Origin of the sequence: Microvirga arabica (assembly GCF_016811235.1) — a bacterium.
GTDB lineage: Bacteria > Pseudomonadota > Alphaproteobacteria > Rhizobiales > Beijerinckiaceae > Microvirga > Microvirga arabica.
Genome location: NZ_JAFBID010000002.1, coordinates 108052 through 127799 on the forward strand (window position 1 = coordinate 108052; position 19748 = coordinate 127799).

Genomic DNA, 19748 nt, shown 5'->3' on the forward strand with positions numbered 1-19748 from the left:
TGGTTTTGGGTAGTTCGCTTCGGACATGCACCGGATGAGTAACGGCTTACAACCCAACTCAGGCGACTGAAAGCTCCAGAGGTTCCTCAGCTTACGAGCCGACTATCAGAACCACTACAACCGCTCCTATCTTTGCGGTGGCAATCCGGTTGGCAGTCTGATTGCGGATACCGAGATCGATCCCAAACCGCCCCAGAAGAAAGCCACCCACGAGTGATCCGGCAAGCCCTGTGATCACGTAGTGGAGAAGACTGGAGCCGCCGACGAGCCAACTTGCCAGCCAGCCTGCCGCAATGCCAATCCCAGCGTGAGTGGCCAGGACGCGCTTGTCCAAAGCCGCTAGAGCGCTCGATCCACGCTGATGCGGATCGGCGACCGAGAGCCCCACTGTGGCGCGGTCTTCTGCTTGTCTTTCGACCTATTTGAATTGGGCTTTGTTTTCTTGGCCATAGGCCAGATATGGATGGTCAATCAGCAAGTATCCAGACGCTACTTCCGGGAAACCGCATGAACGGTGCACATGTAGTTGATCCCTCTGTATCGGACTTGTCGGAGTATATCTTGTTAAATTGGGCGAAGGGGTATAGGTGAGGCCAAGATCACAGGTATTTGTTGTGCTGCACGGGCCATTCCTGCTGATTCTGTTAGAGCAACATCTTTCCTTCCCCTACCAGCTTCCGTGTAGCCGAGGACAAGGACATCATGAACGAGAGCGCAACCTCTCCGAACTACATCGAACTGTCGGCTGACATCGTGTCAGCTTACGTCAGCAACAACTCCGTTCCTGCCGCCGATCTGCCGTCGCTGCTCGCGTCCGTCTATGCCGCCCTAACGAAGACCGCACAGGGTCAGCAGACCGAGCCTCAGGCTGAATTGGTTCCTGCTGTCGCAGTGAAGAAGTCCGTCACGCCCGATGCGATCATTTGCCTGGAGGATGGGAAGAAGTTCAAGTCACTCAAGCGCCACCTGCGCTCCACCTACGACATGACGCCCGAGCAGTACCGCGCCAAGTGGAACCTACCAGCCGATTACCCGATGGTTGCGCCGAACTATGCCAAAGCTCGTTCCGAGCTTGCCAGGAGCATGGGGCTGGGTCAGCAGCGCAAGAAGGCCAAGCCTCCGGTGGAGGCTGTTGCCAATGATGCCGCTCCCGCTAAGCCGAAGCGGGCTGCCGCTAAGACCGCTGCGACATCCGAGGAAGTGACTGCACCGGCTAAGGGACGCCGCAAGAAGGCTGTATAGTTCTTCCTTCTGGTATGGATCGGCCATTGCCGCGCAGATGCTGCCTGCCAAACCCGGTGCTACCAAGCACCGGGTTTTCTCTGCCGCTCTGCCTCTACGCTGCTATCCATGGCTGCGGCGGTTATGTCGCTCACTGTGTGCGGATTGTATTAAGCCCCTGTTTACCATGATTGCTCATCGTACTGGCTCCGTGACTGGAGCCTTGCCATGGATCACGTTGATCAGGCCCTTTCCACCCATCCTAATTGGAGCATCGGCACCAGACGAAGTGCTCTAAAGGCAGCAATGATTGGCACCGTGCTTGCGGCACTTACAGGCGCTGCCTCTGCCGAGAGCTTGCTTCGAGTGCGAGCAAATGGCCCTATACAAGTGGTAGGCCCCGCAGGCCCGACGCATGCTTGGATCAAGTTCTGCGAGAGCCACCCTCACGAATGTCGTGTCGATCTCTCTCAGCCCGCGCGGATTGCGCTGAACCCGCAGGTGTGGGCTGTCCTCACGCAGGTGAATGAACGCGTCAACTCATCAATCCTGGCTGTCACAGACCAGGATCACTGGGGTGTTATCGACCGGTGGGACTATCCAGATGATGGGCTCGGGGACTGCGAGGACATTCAGCTTCTGAAGCGCAAGCTGCTGGTCCAAGCCGGGCTGCCGCACCGCGCCATGCGAATGACAGCCGTCATCGACGACCAGGGGCAGGGGCATGCCGTACTCATGGTTCTTACCGACCAGGGTGACTTCATTCTCGACAACAAGAGAAATGCCATTCTGCCCTGGCGGCGGACGGGCTATACCTTCATCAAACGTGAAGGCACGAGCAGCAGGTCATGGGTCGCTCTTGGAGATCAGCCTGCACCACTTTCAACGGCAACCCGTTAAAGGACGCCGGAGTATTCAAAGAACTGTCGAACCACGCGCGTGTGCAGCGGGAACGCTGTCTCAATCGGCTCATGAATAACGAGAACCTCTGAGACCTCGGCGTCATGGACGAACGGCTCATCGTGCTCGACCGGTGGGCTCTGGCAGAAGAGAAGATTCTGTCGCCGATCTGGCGTGGTCTCCACCGTGACAACCCGCAATGTTTCAGGGACGATGACAACGCCGGTCTCTTCGAGAACCTCCTGCGCACCCGCTTCCTGCCATGTCTGGCCGAGCATCTGATAGCCACCAGGGAGGGCAAGCTTGCCTTGACCCTCTCCCGGCAGAGCCCGTCGGACCATCAGTAAGCCGCCTCTGAGGGGCACCATTACCACCACGACGGTGGGCGTGTTATCATAACGCGCCATCTCAATCACTCTCTACCACCCTGGATAACCATCAGCTTGCGCATCATAGGCGGCAGGTCTGGGGGAGGCGAACTGGTTGCCGTCAAGTCTGTGAAACGAGCTTTGCACTTGGAGTCATACTGGTTCGGAGGCCGTTCCCCAGGCTGGCTCTTCCAAGGGCAATCGAAGGCGATCCTGTCGAGCAGATCGCATAACTGGATGTCGGCCCCATACTTTTCCGCCAGCCGAGCCAGCCGATATTGACCCTTCCGGTGAGGACAGAGGGGACAATCGACCCGGACGATTACCCAGGCAAAATCGCTCAGCCTCACGACCATCGCTGCCCCATATCGCTATGCGAACGAAATGAGAACAGTGGCATGGGAGTTCCAAACAGTTTGACGGAAGCTCCTTCAGTCCAGGGCAGCGGGTAGGTTAGGGTGGTCTGTGGGCTAGATGGCAAAGGTCCGGTTAACCGGACTAGGAGGGCTGCCAGCACCCAGCAGGAGGCACGAACTCAGTCCGACTTGAAGGAAAACAAGGCTGCCGCGTGTCGGGGGGAATGGTCGAATCGGACCTCCGCTACCAAAACTAAGTAGAATATTGGTCTTGGCCATCGCACTGTACCCTCGTGCCTTGCTAGGACGTCACTTCCTGATCCGGAGCTGACCATCACGATCAGCAGCGTCACTTGCTCCGGTAAGTGTCGCCTGATTACCCGCTCGAGCGCTACAGCCGACAGCTTGTCCGCCTAGCGATCAGAATCCTGGTGTTGCACTGAGTTCGCGGGCCAGACTGATGAACGCCTTGAGAGCGGCCGACGGATTACGCCGTCCGGGATAGTAGAGACAGAGCTTTCCAGCGGGTGGCGTCCAATCCTCCAGCACGCGAACGAGGCGTCCCGCCGTGATGTCGTCTCGTACATCCTGCTCCATGAAAAAGCCGAGCCCGACACCTTCCAGAACAGCTTTCCGCGCGAGGCTGGCCTCATCCAAGGTAATTGGGCCACTCACGTCGATCTGAACTGTCTGTCCGTCCCTCTCGAACCGCCACCGATACAGGGCGCCATTGGGAAGGCGGATACGGATGCATGCGTGATCAAGGAGGTCCGGGGGGGCGTGCGGCTTGGGATGCTGCTCGAAGTATGCTGGCGAGCCGACCACCGCATAGTGCTGGGAGCGTCCGAGCGAAACCGCGATCATATCGCTGGGCACGAGGTCGGCCACCCGCACGCCGAGGTCGAAGCCTTCGGCGACAATATCGACCAGCCGTCCTTCGGTGACGAGATCGACATGCACTTGTGGGTAGCGGCGCAGGAACTCCAGCACCAGCGGCGAGAGGATCTCGCGTGCCGCCATGGCAAAGGCGTTGATGCGCAGCGTGCCTGAGGGGGTGGCCTGCTGCGACCGCACAGCTTCCATGGCACCGTGAATGTCCTGCAGGGCCGGACTCACCTGTTCGATGAACAGGCGTCCGGCATCAGTGAGCGAGACGCTGCGCGTTGTCCGATTGAACAGGCGGACGCCAAGGCCCGCCTCGAGCTTGCCGACGGCATTGCTGAGCGCGGTCGTCGACATGCCGAGTTCGAGCGCCGCAGCACGGAATGAAGCTTTGCGCGCTATAGCGACAACCGCGTCGAGATCGGTCAATCCGGGTCTGTACATTGTCCCGATTTTCGAAATTCCTCATCCGCCTTTATCCTGCTTATCGAAACAGCTGTCTAGGTCTAAATCCTGGAGGACATTATCCTCAAATCGAAGGAGCTGCCGGATGAACCTACCTTCCCCGATCAAGATCTATCTCGACGCTGACAGGAGAAGCGACGGCAACGCGCTGATCCACGCCTTCGCACCCGATGCCATCGTGAGGGATGAGGGCCGGTCCCATGCCGGTCACCACGCTATCGGTGTGTGGTGGCGTGACGTGAAGACTAAGTATCGGCATGAGATCGAGCCGCTCGATGTGGCCGGGAGCGGCGATTTTGCGAAAGTCCGTGCCAGAGTGACCGGCCAATTCCCGGGCAGTCCTGCCATGCTCACCTTCGCGTTCCGGCTCGAAGGTAATCGGATCACGGGCCTGGAGATCGGCGCATGACCGGGTTCCTCACACTCGAAGGCAAGCGCGCACTCATCACCTCCGGTACGCGTGGTGCGGGCGCAGCCACCGTTGCGCTGTTCCGCGAACTCGGCGCGCACGTCCTGACGGCAGCGCGGTCCCGGTCGGACACGCTCTCCGAAGCGATGTTCGTCGCCGCCGACCTCACGACCGCTGAGGGCTGCGCCACCCTCACGGCTGCGGTGCATGAGCGGTTGGGCGGGGTTGATGTGGTCGTCCACATGCTCGGCGGCTCCTCCGCCCCGGCAGGCGGCTTCGCAGCCCTGGGAGACGCGGATTGGGCCAAGGAGCTCGATCTCAACCTGATGGCAGCCGTCAGGCTCGATCGGGAGCTCGTGCCCGCGATGGTCGAGCAGGGTCGCGGGGTCGTCATCCACGTCACGTCCATCCAACGGGAGCTGCCGTTGCCGGAGGCGACGACCGCCTACGCGGCCGCGAAGGCTGCGCTCTCGACCTACAGCAAGAGTCTTTCAAAGGAGGTCTCGCCCAAAGGGGTGCGCGTGGTGCGGGTCTCGCCCGGCTGGATTGAGACTGAAGCGTCGGTGCGGTTGGCCGAGCGGCTCGCAAAGGACGCCGGCACCGATTACGAGGGCGGCAAGCGCATCATCATGAACTCACTGGGCGGAATCCCGATCGGTCGGCCCTCGACCCCAGAGGAGGTGGCTAACCTGATCGCCTTCCTCGCCTCTGATCGCGCAGCGACGATAACGGGGGCTGAGTATGTCATCGACGGCGGCACCGTTCCCACCGTGTGAGCGGCATATGATAGAGTTTGTTGAGAGCAGCAGGGACAGGGGTGTGGAGGCACGCTATAGGGATCTCCGATCAAATGATCCCGACGCTGCTACTCGGTCATCAACAGAGGCCCCAAAGGCATGAACACGGCGACGTGACAAGCCCAGTGCTGAAGCCGCTTCTTGGTCCACAAGAAGCGGCTCTGGCACTAAGCTGACATCGCCTGAAATCTCGGGCTAGTGCCGACCGAACATAGCTGGAACTCATAGGGAGAGGTTAGAGGGTTGGCTGTATATGCCCTCAGCTGCCTCTTCAAACCGACAACCCTGGAGCCCTCGTAAAGAATCACGCCGCATTCGGCGTCGCCGCAGCGCGCAGCAACATGCCGAAGAGGTCGCGGGGTTCGTCGGGGTCGGCTAGGAGGTCGAGTTCGTCGGAGAGGCCCGTCTGCTCGATCTGGCGCTTCACGTAGCGCAGGGCCGAGAAATCCTCGATCGCGAAGCCCACGGAGTCGAAGAGGGTAATCTGCCGGTCGCCCGTGCGGCCGGGCTCGAGGCCGGCGATCACGCGCCACAGCTCCTTGACCGGATAGTCCGCCGGGAGCTGCTGGATCTCGCCCTCGATGCGGGTCTGCGGCGGGTATTCCACGAAGATGTCGGAGCGCTTCAGGATGTCGGCGTGCAGCTCGGTTTTGCCGGGGCAGTCGCCGCCGACCGCGTTGATGTGGAGCCCTGAGCCGACCATGTTGTCGGTGAGGATCGTGGCGTTCTGCTTGTCGGCCGTGACCGTCGTGACGATCTGGACGCCCTCCATCGCTTCCTCGATGGAATTGCAGACGGTAATGCCGAAGCCGAGACCTGCGAGATTGCGCACGCATTTCGTGCTGGCCGAGCGGTCGATGTCGTAGAGCCGCAAGGTGTCGACGCCAAGAAGCGCCTTGAACGCCAGCGCCTGGAACTCGGCCTGTGCCCCATTGCCGATGATGGCCATGGTGCGCGCGCCCTTAGGCGCAAGGTGCTTCGCCGCGACTGCCGATGTGGCGGCGGTGCGCAGGGCCGTCAGAATGGTCATTTCGGTCAGGAGCACGGGATAGCCGGTCGCCACATCGGCCAGCACGCCGAAGGCCGTCACGGTCTGGCGTCCCTCGCGGGTGTTTTTGGGGTGCCCGTTCACATATTTGAAGCCATAGACCTCGCCGTCGCTGGTGGGCATGAGCTCGATCACGCCCTCGCGGCTGTGCGATGCCACCCGAGGGGTCTTGTCGAAGGATTCCCAGCGCCGGAAATCGGCCTCGATGCATTCCGCCAGCTCCAGCAGGAAGCGCTCCACGCCAATCGTGAGAACGAGCTTCATCATGTTATCGACGCTGACGAAGGGGACGACGTTCAGTTTCAGGTTCATGGCTTAAGGGTTCTTTGGGGTATGACGGTAGCTCTGGGTCGGGCGGTCGAGCACGCGCCGGCCCATGAGGCTTGAGACGAGGTCGACCATCAGGAGGGCCGTGCGGCCGCGCTCGTCGAGGAAGGGGTTGAGCTCGACGAGGTCGATGCTTCGCACCAAGCCGCTGTCGTGAAGCATCTCCATGATGAGATGGGCCTCGCGGAAGGTGGCGCCGCCGGGAACGGTGGTGCCGACCCCCGGGGCAATGCCGGGATCGAGGAAATCCACATCCAGGCTCACGTGGAGAATGCCGTCGGCGGCGGCCACGCGCTTGAGGAATGCATCGAGAAGGGGCGCGACGCCGTTCTCGTCGATGGCGCGCATGTCGTGAACCGTCACGCCCGCCGTGGCGAGGGCAGCCCGCTCCGCCGGGTCAACGCTGCGGATGCCGATCATGCAGACGTTCTCGGGCTTGAGCGGATTGGCAACGGTCGGGAAGTAGCCATCGAAGCCGCTCAGGCCCGTCGCATAGGCCATCGGGACCCCATGGAGGTTGCCGCTCGTGGTCGTCTCGAGGGTGTGGAAATCCGGGTGTGAATCGAGCCAGAGCACGAAGAACTCGCGGCCCTCCGTGGCGGCCCGTCGGGCCAGTCCTGTCATGGATCCGGCAGACAAGCTGTGATCGCCGCCGATGAAGATAGGCATGCCGTCGCCGCTCGCCTGATAGGCGGCCTCCGTGATGGCCTCGGTCCAGGCGACTGTTTCCGGCAACGCCTTGATGGCGCCGTTCGGGTGGCGCACTTCGCGCCGGGGCGCAGGCACGATGTTGCCGCGATCCTCGACCGCGTAGCCGAGATTGCGCAGCTCCGTCACTAGCCCGGCCGTCCGGAAGGCGCTTGGGCCCATGTCGCAGCCGAGTCGGCCGGCGCCCTCCTGCACGGGCGCGCCCAGAACGATGCACGTGGTCGAAGCCATTCGTCTCTCCCTATCCTGCCGTCAAGCTACCGAACGGCCTTGGCACAATGAACACCGAAATTTGACAAATAGCGCAGAGTTGCTGATCGTTCTGGTAAGTTCGGCTCATCAAAACGGCATCCATGGACGATCTCGACCAGCGCCTGATCACACTCCTGCGGCACAACGGACGGCGGAGCGTCTCGGATCTTGCCATCGCTCTCGGCGCCTCTCGCGCCACCGTTCGGTCCCGGATGGAGCGTCTGGAGCGCTCCGGCGCCATCGTCGGCTATACGGTGATCCTCCGGGCCGACGCGGTGGCCTTGCCGGTGCGGGGCATCATGCTGATCGAGGTGGAGGGGAGGGCCGGCGACCGGGTGGTGGATGCGCTCGGCGGCTTTCCGGAGGTGAGCGCCATTCACACCACGAACGGCAAATGGGGCCTCATCGTCGAGCTCGGCGCCAGCAGCCTCTCGGATTTCGACGCCATCCTGCGGCGGGTGCGCCTGATCCCGGGAGTCATTGCGTCAGAGACGAATCTCCTTCTGGCAACGCCGCGCAGCACCCGGGCCAAGCTCTAAAGTCGCTTCCACAGCAGTCATGCCACCCTAGGCTGGCGCGCTTGTCGCCATTCGCTACAGTGCGGGCTTTATTCGGGAGGTCCGTTCATGTCCAAGGAAGTCGTCGAAGTTCCCATTCTGTCTGAGGGCGTGCGGAAGGTGGGCGTACCGCTGTCCATGGTGACGAGGGCGAACGGGTTCGTTTTCGTGTCGGGAACGCCGCCTTTCAACATGGAGAGCGGCGGTTTCGTGAAGGGTGACATCGAGGTGCAGACCGAGGCGTGTCTCCGGGCGCTTCAGCATTGCCTGGAAAGCGCCGGCACCTCCCTCGACAAGGTGGTGATGGTGCGCATCTATGCGGCCAATGCCGGGTTCTACGGCGCCATCAATCGCGTCTATGCCCGATTCTTCCCGGAGAACCCGCCCTCACGGACCTTCGTGCCGGTGGCATCCTGGCCCATGGAGTTCGACATCGAGATCGAGTGCATCGCGGTGGCCTGACCCGCTCGGTCGGAGGTTCGGCTCAATTCAGCTCAGGCTGCTGCGTTCGGCAGGGATCCCCGGGACGGGGCGTGATCCTCTCCCAGGCTGCGGACCGCATTGCGGCCTGCAGCCTTCGCCCGATAGAGGGCCTGGTCGGCGGCCTCAAGAAGCGTGTTCCTGTCATTGCCGCGGGAAGGCCGCGCCGAAGCGACACCGATGCTGACTGTGACGATGTGATAAGGGCTGCCCTCATGGGCCATCGCCATCGCGTTGATGGTCTCGCGAACCGCGTTGGCGATTCTCATGGCGCCGGTCAGATCCGTCTCGGGCAGGATGATGGCGAACTCCTCGCCGCCATAACGGGTTGCAATGTCCCGGGGGCGCCGGATGCTGGCGTCGAGGGTGCCGGCAATCGCGCGCAGCACCTCGTCGCCGCGTCCATGTCCATAACGGTCGTTGAAGCTTTTGAAATAATCGGCGTCGATGAAAAGCAGCGACAGGGGGGAGCCTGACCGTACGGCCTGACGCCATTCGCGCTCGAAGGTCTCGCGGAAGGCGCGGCGGTTCGGCAGCCCTGTGAGGTCATCGGTTCTGGCGATCCGCCTGAGCTTGGTCTCGGCTCTCGTGCGGCGCTTCAGCTCACGCTGGAAAAGGAACGTCAATCCGACCACGGCACAGCAGAGCACCAGCGTCACGAGACTGAGGACAAGGGCCTTCCTCTCCCATGCGGCGAAAACCTCATCCATCGACAGCGCCACGGTGAGCACGAGAGGGTATTTTTCCAGCCGGTCGAAGGAGATGATGCGGTGCACTCCGTCGATGGGCGATACCGAATCGAATGTGCCGGACTTTTCCCTCAGGAGCCGCTGGACATGGGGGGAGCCGCCCAGGTCCTGATTGATTTGGCTCTCGTCGAAGGGATAGCGGGTCAGCAGGACGCCGTCGCCTCGAAAGAGGTTGATGGCTCCATGTCGGCCCAGGCTCAAGTGCTCAAAGCGCTGGTTGATGGTGTTCAGGGCAATCGACCCGATGACCACTCCAGCGAAGCCGCCGTTGGAGTCCGAAAGCCTGCGGCTGATCCCGATGGTGAGATCGCCATGAGGGGCTTTGCTCCGGTAGGGGCGGCTCACATACAGGCCGAGGTGATGCGTGTTCTTGTGAGCCGTGAAGTACTCGCGGTCTGAGACGTTGAGCGACCGTAAGGCGATCACCGGCCCTGCATCGGCAATCAGGCGGCCGTCTCTGTCCACCAGCAGGAGGGCTGCCATGAAGTTGGCCGAAGCCGCACGGTCGAACAGCATCCGGTACTGGAGATCGGGAGACAGCCGGTGGGAGCTGAGGTGGCGAAGCCCCTCTATGGCTCCCTTCAAGGACAGATCGAGCAACTCAAGATTGTTGTCGAGGTCGCGGGCGATGGTGGTCAACACATTCCGGGAGGATTTCTCGGCCTCCTGCCAGGTGCCGAGCCGATCCATCCAGAGCGTGTGGGCGGAAATCCCGAGAATGCCGAGGGCAATCACGCCTGCAATCAGGTGCAAGTAGACTTCTGATAGCAGACGTTTCATTCGGCATCACAACGATCTTGTCTGAATTTATTCTATAGAGAAGGAAGTGAACCGAGCCAACCGAATTGTTGGCGACAGAATAGTAGCCATTAGTCACTTGTGAATGGGGGTGTTCTATTCGGGAAGAAGCTGAGCGCCTTTAAGGCAGGGCTCATCTTGAGATATGTTATAAAGATTTCAATTCTCCAATGCTGATGTATCCTGTCTCTGTGCCACCGCGCAGCTTAATCGATCCGCCATGAGAGGAGGGCGGTAATGTTTGGTCCTTCGCAGTCCCACAGAATCTGGCGAATGATGAGCGCTCTGATCGATGCTCGGCCGGAATGGGCCGACAAAGATGTCTTCGAGGCAGATCGTGAGAAAATCCTTCGGTATGGGACTTCCATCGGGCTCAGCGTGGAGGAGCTGCTCCGGATGACCGAGCCTGATATCATCCTTGGACTCTGGACCGCAGCCGAGGCGGCACAGGCTCAAGATTGAGTAGCCGGTATGGGATCGAGCGCGGCTATGAAAGCTGCCGCGCCCGACCGTCTCCGTTACTGGGCTTTCTTGGCTCGCCGCGAGAGCATGTTGAGAGCCTCGATGAGGGCCGAGAAGGCCATCGCTGCGTAAATATAGCCTTTAGGCACGTGCGCACCGAAGCCCTCCGCGATCAGCACCATGCCGATCATGAGCAGGAAGCCGAGGGCGAGCATGACAACGGTTGGGTTCGCTTGGATGAAGCGCGCCAGTGGGTTTGCCGCCAGCAGCATCACCGTCACCGCCACCAGCACCGCGATCACCATGATCGGCACGTGATCCGTCATGCCCACCGCCGTGATGATGCTGTCGATGGAGAAGACAAGGTCCAGCAGCAGGATCTGCACGATGGCAGAGGCAAAACTCATCTGCACCCTCTCTCCTTCGAACATGTCCGGACCTGGATCGGGATCCACATGGTGGTGGATCTCCTTGGTGGCTTTCCAGACCAGGAACAGGCCACCTGCGATCAGGATCAGGTCACGCCAGGAGAACCCATGGCCGAATGCGGTAAAGAGCGGTTCGGTTAGTTGAACGATGATGGCGATGGTCCCGAGCAGGCCGAGACGAAGAATCAGAGCCAGCCCGATGCCGATACGGCGGGCTCTTGCCTGCTGATGGGCGGGCAGCTTGTTGGTCAGGATCGAGATGAAAATCAGATTGTCGATTCCAAGCACAACTTCCATGACAATGAGGGTTGCCAGGGCTGCCCATGCGGTCGGGTCCGCTGCAAGTGCAAATAGCTGGTCCATGAGGCCTTCCGTGGTTGCGCTTCCTTATTTCGTATACGGCGCAGCTTGCACAAGGGCTAAGCCGTCTTTCCCACCTGTTTTGCATCGCAGATCCCGGTCATATTTCTCCGGTAGGCGCGGTATCCTGGGGAACGGCATAGCTACGGTTTCAATGGTCAACAGGGTGCCGGCTACAGCGAAAGCTGAGCCGGTGCTGCCAAAAAGCCGATGTTTGACAAAGATTTGCTTACGCTGCTCGCGAATAGGGCCGAACCTGTGGAACCGGCAATGACGGCATAAGCGTTCCTCTGTGACAGGAATGGAGTTGTGTCATGGCAGGGTCATCAGGACGTTGGCTGTTGACGGCGTCGCTTATCAGCGTTCTGTCGGCGACAGCGCCTGTGCTGGCCCAGGCAGGGCGCCCTTGGGTCGATCCTCCGCCGGAGAGCGGCGCCACACCATCCGCGCCGCCGGCTCCAGCTCCTGCAGTCTCCGCACCTGCGGCTCAACCCTCACAAGCCGCTGCTTCGGCGCCAGCGCCTCAGCCGGCTCCGGCTTCTGGGCCGTCAGAGGCTCCGAAGGAGAAAGAGGCGGTTGCATCCCGCTCCCCTGCCGCGGTCTCGCCTCGCGCGGTCTCGCCTCGCAAGGAGGGAGCAGATGAGCAGGTCGAGCAGAAAACCGTAACCGAACGCAAGGTGCGCCGGGCCCCACAGCAGGCGCGCAGCGCTACACGGTCTCAGAAGCGGGAAGAGCAGGAAGCGCGGCGCCGTGAGCCAGGATTGAAAGCGGCTCAAGTGCGTCCCCCACGCAATGGGATCGAACGGCGAGCTCGGGTCACACGCTATGAGTCGGTTCAAGAGGGAGTCGATGCAGGACTTGAGGTCATGAGGCTTCGGACGATCCAGCTCCCCGACGGTCGTCGCATCGAGGTTCTGACGCGCCCCAATCAGGATATCGCAAGCCAGCTCCCGGACGGTTACTGAACCAAGCCCCGTTCAAGAGGTTGTCGTGATGCCTCTTCGAAGGCATCAGCCCTGCGAAGAGGATTGGCTGAGTTCCTGCGCTGCTACTTCCTGTGACCGGCGACGGATGTCGAGCCAGAGGCGCTGCTCGCGCCTGGCATCTGCAAGGGCGCGGTGCTCGGCGGGGCCGAGTTCATCGTCCTTTCGCTGAGCCTGGGACAGGACCTTCGTCATGAGGCCGTCATGAAGGTCGGCTGGTACGCCCATTCCACGCAAGACTTCGTGCACGGTGTGCCGATGAACAGCCTCCGTATCCTGCAGACGCAGGGCATGCCGTGGGAGCCCGGCTGTCCGCAGCAGGCGGCTGAGCCATTTGCCATCCCATGACGGTGCTGTCGCATAAAGGGTATACCCTGCGAGAGCCGACAGCATTCGCGCCGCGACATCCGCAACGGGCGCTCCTTCGGCGTGCAGCCGATCCCGCGAGATCCCATGAATGGTCTCTGCTTTGAGGTCCCAATCGGTCCATGTCGGATCAGGTCGAATGAGGTGGCTCTCCTCTTCGTCGTTTGAGAGAACCCAAGCCACCTCAATGGGATATCCATGCTTGCCTAAGGAGGACGCTTCGAAGTCAAGGAATGCGAGCTTTGGCAAATCGGGCATTGCCGATTCGCTATGCTCCTCACGACAGCCTGCTGCAGTCATGACTGGACCTGTGAGGCTGGCGACTCTTGAGCCAGTTGCGAACGGATGGCCTGCAGCAAGTCATCATCGGGTAGACTCGTCTCCCAATCTGCCGCGAGTTCGATGCGCACGGACTTCGCACCTCCCGATGGGGTGCAGACGATATGGACCTTGTTTCGCGCGCCATCGACACGGGCGGCATCCATTTTCTCGGGATCATTGCCGAGACCTGCAAAAGCTTGGATACAGGTCCACGTGATGCCTTCCGCATCAATTACCTCGCGTGGCATGTCATCGTCCCTTCAGGCATGCGGAAGTGCACCAATTCCATCAACGCTTGAGGTCCATCGATGCTCCAATGAGGCCACCTCCACGCCTGAGTCTTTATCTTCCTTGACACAAGACGCGCTCAGGCAGAGCCTCGCCCGGCTGCCAGACGGCAGAGCTCTGCATGGAGAGGACCATGGCGAAAAACGTGAAGGATCTGCTGGCCGAAGCGAACTCCTCAGTGCCCAGGCTTTCGCCAAATGAGGCTGCCGAGAAGATCCGCTCAGGCGATGTTCTCGTGGTGGATGTGCGCGATTCAGCAGAAGTTCAGCAAAGCGGAAAGCTCAAGGGGGCGGTCAATGTCTCCCGCGGCATGCTCGAATTCCGGGCCGACCCGGAGAGCCAATATCATAACCCTGCCTTCCAGAAGGATAAGACCATTCTCCTGCACTGCGCCTCCGGAGGGCGCTCCGCCTTGGCGGGAAAGACCCTGCAAGACATGGGCTATACGGCGGTCTTCAACATCGGCGGATTCAAGGATCTAGCAGACGCGGGCATCGATACCGAGCCAGTCTGATTGCATAAGATCATGTCTCGACGATGAAGACGCTCGGCCTTCTACGAGGCCGAGCGTGGAGCGATAGGGTCTGAGCTGACCCGATCGGCCATACTACTGCGCATTGGCAGATGTGTATGCCGAAGAGCGCAAGGTACTTCCATTCGCCGAGATGGAGCCAGTCGAGACTGGATCGGCAACCGCCGTGCCGAGCGCATGAAGCATGCCCTTGCGTTTGGCCACATAATAGTAGCCGCCTGCGTAGAGGGCCACCGCCCGGTCAAAGTTGCCGCCCGCAACTTTATATGCATTAGCAAGGTATGCGACTGCGTAAGTGAGATTGGTGTTGGTGTCGAGCAGCCCCGATGGGCTTCCCCGATATCCCATGCCACGAGCCGTTGCGTAGCGGATCTGCATCAGGCCGAAATTGCCTTTGCTCAGTGCTCGCGGATTGTAGTTGCTTTCTCTTCTAATCACTCTGTGAACCAAGGCTTCCGGAACGCCGTAGGTCCTGGCGTGCTGCGCAACAAGCGAGTTGATCGTCGTGCGATCCGATGCAGCGGCAGGCAGGGAGCAGACGACAGCCGCGCAGGCAAGAAGAAGACGAGAAATCATGCATATCCCCTTGGTTTGGGGAAATTTCTCATCATCAATCGTGGCAATAGGAGGTCAGCTTGGCTGTAAGGAGCCGATAAATGGCCGATGTGGACGCAAACAAGGGGATGACGAGCCAGAATATCAGCCGCCTACCTCTTTCGGGTGAGGTGTCACACGCGCACTGGCGACATGTGTCAGCTGATCAGGGAGAAGAAGTCGATGGGAGACGACCGATCAGAGCGCCTTCATCCTAGATGACCAGGAAGTCGGCTGCCGTCATCTTGAGATGTTTATCGACTTTGGCAAACTGGATGGAACCCGCTGGTCCGGATCCATCAGGGTCATAGAACAAGCCACCTGTTTTGTTGTTGTAGATGATCCTGTTCTGTGCATCCAACGCCTTCGACCCGATGATGAAGCTTTCCGGCGACAGGCTCCCAGATTTGAGCTTCGTGAACACGGTGTCGTTGAGGCGGATCGTATCGTCCCTGACGCTGAACTTCAGGATGACATCGACATTGTTGGCTCCGAGCTTCGTATCAAACGTGAAGGAATCCTTGCCGGATGATCCGACCAGAATGTCGTTTCCGCTCTTTCCCCAGATCAAATCATTGCCACCCTTGCCTTCGATCCTGTCATTCCCGCTCGATCCTGTGATCTTATCGGCTTTGCTCGTGCCGGCGTATGTCTTCGAGGTGGATGGAAGGCCTCCGGTCCTGGAAAAAGCCTGAGACGCATTGGCGGGGTGGCTGAATTTGAGATCATAGAAGGACACCTGGCCGTAGCCGGTTCCCTGCGTTTCATTCACGCCGAGGTAAGCGCCCGCTTTGAAGTAGAACGCATCGCTTCTCCAGGCTTGGTTGATCTTGTCCAATGCCGTGTAGGTCTGGCCGTCGGCCGAGACAGTGACTTTCACACGATCAGCTTTGACGTCGATTGAGTAAGTAAATTTCTCATTGAGAGAGACATTGGGTTTCGAGCCCGCCTTGTTGATCAACGCAAATTTCGTCTCTCGGCCTGTGGCAGCTGCAATATCGTTCACGAAGTAGAGTGTGCCTTTCTCCCAATAGAGACGGACGAGTTCGTCGTTCTGCCCATGAACCTGACCGATGACGACGCGTCCCTTCGTCCCGTTGAAGAGAGTAGGAGCTTGGTCGACCTTGAGGGTCGCCTTCATGGATCCACCCTGCTCGACGGTCCATGCTGCTCGCTCCGAACCGTTCATTTCCCGAAGCTCGGAGCGGGCATATCGCGAACCGCTCGTCGTTGCCCCTTCTACGGGAGCCTTGAAAACCATGGCTCCGTCAGATCCCGTGTAGAAGTATTCTGGATTCACGTAGCCAGAGAGGTTCTTCACCTCACGGGCAGTGCCTGAGAACGTGCCGTTCCGGTCGGTCGGAAGAGTGATCTTCCAATGCTTCAAACTGAAGGTGAGGCTTGGCGCGTGCGACGAATAGGAAGTCAATTTGCTGATGCCTCAAAATTCTTCTGAGCCTTTGATCGGCTCGCTTCTGCTAGAAGCTGAACGTTGATGTAATAATGTAAGACCTGGTGCTGGTGCGATGATGCTTTTCAGGGCGTTCGCTTATAGATCCGAAAGTGAGGGTGCTATATCGGTAAAACTGGAAGTGCCAAATTTCTTTAAAAACAGCGTTAAAACGGTAAATTTATCCACTATGACTTTGGAGGCATCTGCAGGGTCGCAGGATGCCGAGCAAGTCGAGCCGCTCCGACGACAATCCGGTTTTTATCATCACCCGGACGGGTTAGAACGATACAATCCATCTCACCGACAGCTGGCTGTTGAAGCTGCAAGTCTTCACATTAGCATTGGACATGCATCATAGATTTACGGTGTTCTAACGGTGCCCGGACATGCATTCCAATGCCTGCTGGGTCTCGCCTTCTGAGATGCTCAAAAGAAGAGTCTAGTGAAGCCTTTTTCACGAGCGGGTTTATCGGGCGAGAAGTTCCCCCAATTCCCAAGCTCAATATAGAGTTATTCGGGTCGCCGAGGCCGAGCATCCGTCGAAAATGCAAAGTATAATTGCGTATATTCTGCAGTGTGCGGTGCAGCATGATAATCAAGTGGGTATGTGTACTCTTATGAGTTAGGCGGGATCTATTGATGGGAGTAATTCTCTACTGACCCGTAGGGGGTATCTCTCCAGCCGAAATAGTGAAGCGCTTTTGAGTAAAGCAGGAGTATTTATTGGTCTGCACCCGGCGCAGTTCTACTTTGGCGCCTCGATTTCACTGTTATTCGGCAGGAACAGCCTAATGCAAATTAGTGTCTTTGGGATTGGCTATGTCGGAGCGGTCTCATCGGCGTGCTTGGCCAATGATGGTCATCACGTCATCGCAGTCGATCCGAACCCCCAGAAAGTTGGCCCGCTCAATGAGGGCATCAGCCCAATCGTCGAGCCGGGATTGGGAGACCTGATACAAAGTGGGATCCGCAGCCGGCGCCTTATGGCAACCAGCGATGTGCGCGAGGCTGTCAATGGCACGGACCTATCCTTCGTTTGCGTCGGAACGCCTTCCCGTCCGAACGGCTCTCTCGATACCGCCTATGTCAGCGCCGCCGCCGAGCAGATCGGCGCAGCAATCCGAGAGAAGAACTCCTTTCATTCCGTCGTCATGCGCTCCACGATCCTGCCGGGCACGATGGAAAGCATCGTTCTGCCTGCTCTTGAGCGCGCTTCCGGCCGTCAGGCCGGCGTGGGCTTCGGCGTTGCATATTACCCGGAATTCCTGCGGGAAAGCACTGCCATCAGCGACTACTACGATCCAGGCGCGATCATCTTCGGGCGCCATGATCAGGCGACCGTTGATCGTCTGCTTGAGATCCACAAGATCTTCAAGGTCGAGCCGAGGGTCGTTTCCATCCGGACCGCTGAGGCGGTGAAATACACCAACAACGCTTGGCATGCTCTCAAGATCAGCTTTGCCAATGAAATCGGCAATATCTGCAAAGAGGCCGGAATTGATGGTCATGCCGTGATGGACGTGCTCTGCGCGGACAATCGACTCAACATTTCCAAGGCTTATCTCAAGCCCGGCTTCGCGTTCGGTGGGTCTTGCCTGCCAAAGGACCTTCGGGCGCTGCGCTCCGCTGCCCGAAAGCTGGACGTTCCAACGCCTATCCTCGACGCAACGATGGACGCCAACGAGGAGCAGTTGCGGCGCGCGTACTCGATGGTTGCTGCAACAGGCAAGCGCCGGATCGGCATCATCGGATTGAGCTTCAAGCCGGAAACCGACGACCTGCGCGAAAGCCCGTTGGTGGAGCTTGCGGAGCGCCTTTATGGTCGTGGATACGACATCCGCATCTATGATCCGAACATTCAGGTCTCCAAGCTGACCGGCGCGAACCTCCAGTTCGTAAAAGCCCACCTTCCTCATCTGACGTCACTCCTGACGGCCGATATCAATGAGGTCGTGGATCACGCCGAAGCCTTCGTCCTCGGGAACCGTGACGAAGCCAAGCGTCTCCTGGATGTCGTGCAGGATGACCGGCCTCTCATCGATCTCGTTCGTATCGACCAAGCAAGGTGCTCAGGTGACTTCTATCAGGGAATCTGCTGGTAACGGCAGTATCCGTCTCTCGGAGTCGATTGGGGCGCACATCCTCTACGTGGTTGCCGTGGCGGCTTTCGCCGCCGCGCTTCCACCGGGAGCATATGTCTCTGTCGGGGCCGGCGTGATCGGAGCCATCGGAATACTGGCCATGTGGCGCTACGGATGGGGCCTGCTGCACTTCATCCGTGCGCTCATCTTCCGGAAGCTGGTCTTTCCGCGCCAGCGGAAGGCTTCCGACGAGGCGGTCAGGCTCGATCCTCCCAATGCCTTTCTCCTCGTGACGACGTTCCGAATCGACAGTGCAGTCACTACCCGTGTTTATAAAGCCGCTTTTGAAGCAGCATTGGCCGCGCCCGGAAAAGCCACCGTGATTGCATCGATCGTCGAGGCTGGTGATCAGCGGCTCATCAAGAGCCTGTTTCAGGCGATATGCGGCCACCAGGATAAGGTAGACCTGGTCATCGTCAGGATTGCCGGAACCGGCAAGCGGGATGCTCTCGCTTACGGATTCAGAGCTGTCGCCAGGCGTGCTCCGGCGCCTGACGACGTCGTTGCCGTCATCGACGGTGACAGCATCGTTCCGCAGGATCTCGTGGGGAAATGCGTCGGCTTCTTCCAGCTCGACCCGCAGGTGGGCGCACTGACGACTGACGAGATGAGTGAAGTCAGGGGACGCCGTATCTTTCAGGAATGGTATGCTCTGCGCTTTGCACAGCGGCATACACTCATGTCCTCGTTAGGATTGTCCGAGCGTGTTCTGACACTGACGGGACGCATGTCGATGTTCCGCGCGAGCATCGTCTGCAACCCGGAATTCATCCGTCAAGTGGAGCTGGACTATGTCGATCATTGGCGTCTCGGCCGCTTCAAGTTCCTTACCGGCGACGACAAATCGAGCTGGTTCTGGCTTCTGCGGAATCGCTACAAGATGCTCTATGTTCCGGACGTCGTCGTTCTGACGGTGGAAGATCCGCCATCGGAGAACTTCGTCTCGGCTGCGGCCATGCTGATGGTACGGTGGTTCGGCAACATGCTGCGCACGAATTCAAGAGCTCTTGCTCTTGGACCTCGGAAAATCGGCCTGTTCACGTGGTGGTCGATCCTCGATCAGCGCTTGTCGATGTGGACCTCACTCGTCGGCTTCTTCGTTGCGCTCCTCGCCGGAATATTCATCAGCGGATACGCACTCCTTCTCTATGCGCTCTGGATCCTGACGACCCGCTATATCCTGACACTCTCTCTCCTGGCTTCTCGCCAGAGAGTGTCCGTTTTCTATCCATTCCTTCTCTACTTCAACCAGATCTTCGGATCGTTGATCAAGGTTCACGTGACGTTCCGTCTCGACCGTCAGAAGTGGACGCGACAGAAGACGACATCTGCGAACGTGGCAAAGCGCCCTCTGATCGCAAGCAACTTCATGTCAGCCTACATGCACAGTGTTGCGCTTATCGCATTCATATCGGTGTTGGCATGGGGCATGAACGTCCTTCCGACACCAAGTCCCATGTTCTTCCTTCCTTGATGACAGCGTTGCCGCTTGGAGACCGTATC

At 59.4% G+C, this 19748-nt stretch carries 22 protein-coding genes; 10 read left to right on the plus strand and 12 right to left on the minus strand.

What is annotated here, in order from left to right:
- Positions 1-91: 91 nt before the first annotated feature.
- The gene (locus JQC81_RS01775; RefSeq protein WP_312887461.1) at positions 92-388 is read right to left on the minus strand and encodes a GlsB/YeaQ/YmgE family stress response membrane protein; all 297 of its coding nucleotides are present in this window, start codon (positions 386-388) and stop codon (positions 92-94) included.
- 314 nt (positions 389-702) lie between these two features.
- Between JQC81_RS01775 and JQC81_RS01780 the strand changes: the two genes are divergently transcribed.
- Together JQC81_RS01780 and JQC81_RS01785 are read left to right on the plus strand one after the other, a co-directional pair.
- The gene (locus JQC81_RS01780; RefSeq protein WP_203269989.1) at positions 703-1242 is read left to right on the plus strand and encodes a Ros/MucR family transcriptional regulator; all 540 of its coding nucleotides are present in this window, start codon (positions 703-705) and stop codon (positions 1240-1242) included.
- A 207-nt stretch (positions 1243-1449) separates the two neighbouring features.
- The gene (locus JQC81_RS01785) at positions 1450-2121 is read left to right on the plus strand and encodes a transglutaminase-like cysteine peptidase (protein WP_203269990.1); all 672 of its coding nucleotides are present in this window, start codon (positions 1450-1452) and stop codon (positions 2119-2121) included.
- Here the strand turns inward: JQC81_RS01785 and JQC81_RS01790 are convergent.
- Positions 2118-2528 (minus strand): NUDIX domain-containing protein, encoded by a 411-nt coding sequence (locus tag JQC81_RS01790; RefSeq protein ID WP_203269991.1) that lies wholly within the window; start codon positions 2526-2528, stop codon positions 2118-2120. The genes JQC81_RS01785 and JQC81_RS01790 overlap by 4 nt on opposite strands.
- A gap of 737 nt (positions 2529-3265) precedes the next feature.
- Positions 3266-4171 (minus strand): LysR family transcriptional regulator, encoded by a 906-nt coding sequence (locus JQC81_RS01795; RefSeq protein ID WP_203269992.1) that lies wholly within the window; start codon positions 4169-4171, stop codon positions 3266-3268.
- Positions 4172-4277: 106 nt separating this feature from the next.
- On the opposite strand from JQC81_RS01795, the gene JQC81_RS01800 reads away from it, so the two are divergent.
- Both JQC81_RS01800 and JQC81_RS01805 read left to right on the plus strand, forming a co-directional pair.
- A complete protein-coding gene (locus tag JQC81_RS01800) occupies positions 4278-4601 on the plus strand; it encodes a nuclear transport factor 2 family protein (protein ID WP_203269993.1) in 324 nt (107 codons plus the stop codon).
- Positions 4598-5377 (plus strand): SDR family oxidoreductase, encoded by a 780-nt coding sequence (locus JQC81_RS01805; protein ID WP_203269994.1) that lies wholly within the window; start codon positions 4598-4600, stop codon positions 5375-5377. The genes JQC81_RS01800 and JQC81_RS01805 overlap by 4 nt, the downstream gene beginning before the upstream one ends.
- 325 nt (positions 5378-5702) lie before the next feature.
- Here JQC81_RS01805 and ocd read toward each other — a convergent pair whose 3' ends face one another.
- On the minus strand, positions 5703-6758 hold the full coding sequence (ocd, locus tag JQC81_RS01810) for an ornithine cyclodeaminase (protein WP_203269995.1): 1056 nt from the start codon (positions 6756-6758) through the stop codon (positions 5703-5705).
- A gap of 3 nt (positions 6759-6761) precedes the next feature.
- Positions 6762-7712 carry an arginase gene (rocF, locus tag JQC81_RS01815; protein WP_203269996.1) on the minus strand — a complete coding sequence of 317 codons (951 nt, stop codon included), beginning with the start codon at positions 7710-7712 and terminating at the stop codon, positions 6762-6764.
- 122 nt (positions 7713-7834) lie between these two features.
- Between rocF and JQC81_RS01820 the strand changes: the two genes are divergently transcribed.
- Complete coding sequence (locus JQC81_RS01820; RefSeq protein WP_203269997.1) at positions 7835-8272, plus strand: Lrp/AsnC family transcriptional regulator; 438 nt, start codon at positions 7835-7837, stop codon at positions 8270-8272.
- Positions 8273-8359: 87 nt separating this feature from the next.
- Positions 8360-8752, plus strand: coding sequence for a RidA family protein (locus JQC81_RS01825; RefSeq protein ID WP_203269998.1), 393 nt, complete (start codon positions 8360-8362; stop codon positions 8750-8752).
- 32 nt (positions 8753-8784) lie between these two features.
- Here the strand turns inward: JQC81_RS01825 and JQC81_RS01830 are convergent, their stop codons facing one another.
- Entirely contained in the window at positions 8785-10299 is a 1515-nt protein-coding gene (locus tag JQC81_RS01830; protein ID WP_203269999.1) for a sensor domain-containing diguanylate cyclase, read from the minus strand.
- Between the two features lie 291 nt (positions 10300-10590).
- On the opposite strand from JQC81_RS01830, the gene JQC81_RS01835 reads away from it, so the two are divergent.
- Positions 10591-10779 carry a hypothetical protein gene (locus tag JQC81_RS01835; RefSeq protein WP_203270000.1) on the plus strand — a complete coding sequence of 63 codons (189 nt, stop codon included), beginning with the start codon at positions 10591-10593 and terminating at the stop codon, positions 10777-10779.
- Between the two features lie 56 nt (positions 10780-10835).
- Here the strand turns inward: JQC81_RS01835 and JQC81_RS01840 are convergent, their stop codons facing one another.
- The 4 genes from JQC81_RS01840 to JQC81_RS01855 all read right to left on the minus strand — a co-directional run bounded on the left by JQC81_RS01840 (position 10836) and on the right by JQC81_RS01855 (position 13485).
- Entirely contained in the window at positions 10836-11570 is a 735-nt protein-coding gene (locus JQC81_RS01840) for a TerC family protein (protein WP_203270001.1), read from the minus strand.
- Between the two features lie 354 nt (positions 11571-11924).
- Positions 11925-12149 (minus strand): hypothetical protein, encoded by a 225-nt coding sequence (locus tag JQC81_RS01845; protein WP_203270002.1) that lies wholly within the window; start codon positions 12147-12149, stop codon positions 11925-11927.
- A gap of 428 nt (positions 12150-12577) precedes the next feature.
- The gene (locus JQC81_RS01850) at positions 12578-13099 is read right to left on the minus strand and encodes a transcriptional regulator (RefSeq protein ID WP_376772356.1); all 522 of its coding nucleotides are present in this window, start codon (positions 13097-13099) and stop codon (positions 12578-12580) included.
- Between the two features lie 113 nt (positions 13100-13212).
- Positions 13213-13485: a hypothetical protein gene (locus JQC81_RS01855; protein WP_203270004.1), complete on the minus strand. Its 273-nt coding sequence runs from the start codon at positions 13483-13485 to the stop codon at positions 13213-13215.
- A 173-nt stretch (positions 13486-13658) separates the two neighbouring features.
- Between JQC81_RS01855 and JQC81_RS01860 the strand changes: the two genes are divergently transcribed.
- Entirely contained in the window at positions 13659-14039 is a 381-nt protein-coding gene (locus tag JQC81_RS01860; RefSeq protein ID WP_203270005.1) for a rhodanese-like domain-containing protein, read from the plus strand.
- Positions 14040-14132: 93 nt separating this feature from the next.
- Here the strand turns inward: JQC81_RS01860 and JQC81_RS01865 are convergent, their stop codons facing one another.
- Together JQC81_RS01865 and JQC81_RS01870 are read right to left on the minus strand one after the other, a co-directional pair.
- Positions 14133-14633, minus strand: a complete 501-nt coding sequence (locus JQC81_RS01865; RefSeq protein ID WP_203270006.1) for a lytic transglycosylase domain-containing protein — start codon at positions 14631-14633, stop codon at positions 14133-14135.
- 232 nt (positions 14634-14865) lie between these two features.
- Positions 14866-16080 (minus strand): polysaccharide lyase family 7 protein, encoded by a 1215-nt coding sequence (locus JQC81_RS01870; RefSeq protein ID WP_203270007.1) that lies wholly within the window; start codon positions 16078-16080, stop codon positions 14866-14868.
- An 815-nt stretch (positions 16081-16895) separates the two neighbouring features.
- On the opposite strand from JQC81_RS01870, the gene JQC81_RS01875 reads away from it, so the two are divergent.
- Positions 16896-18206, plus strand: coding sequence for a nucleotide sugar dehydrogenase (locus JQC81_RS01875; protein ID WP_203270008.1), 1311 nt, complete (start codon positions 16896-16898; stop codon positions 18204-18206).
- Positions 18127-19719 (plus strand): glycosyltransferase, encoded by a 1593-nt coding sequence (locus JQC81_RS01880; RefSeq protein ID WP_246520141.1) that lies wholly within the window; start codon positions 18127-18129, stop codon positions 19717-19719. The genes JQC81_RS01875 and JQC81_RS01880 overlap by 80 nt, the downstream gene beginning before the upstream one ends.
- Positions 19720-19748 lie beyond the last annotated feature (29 nt).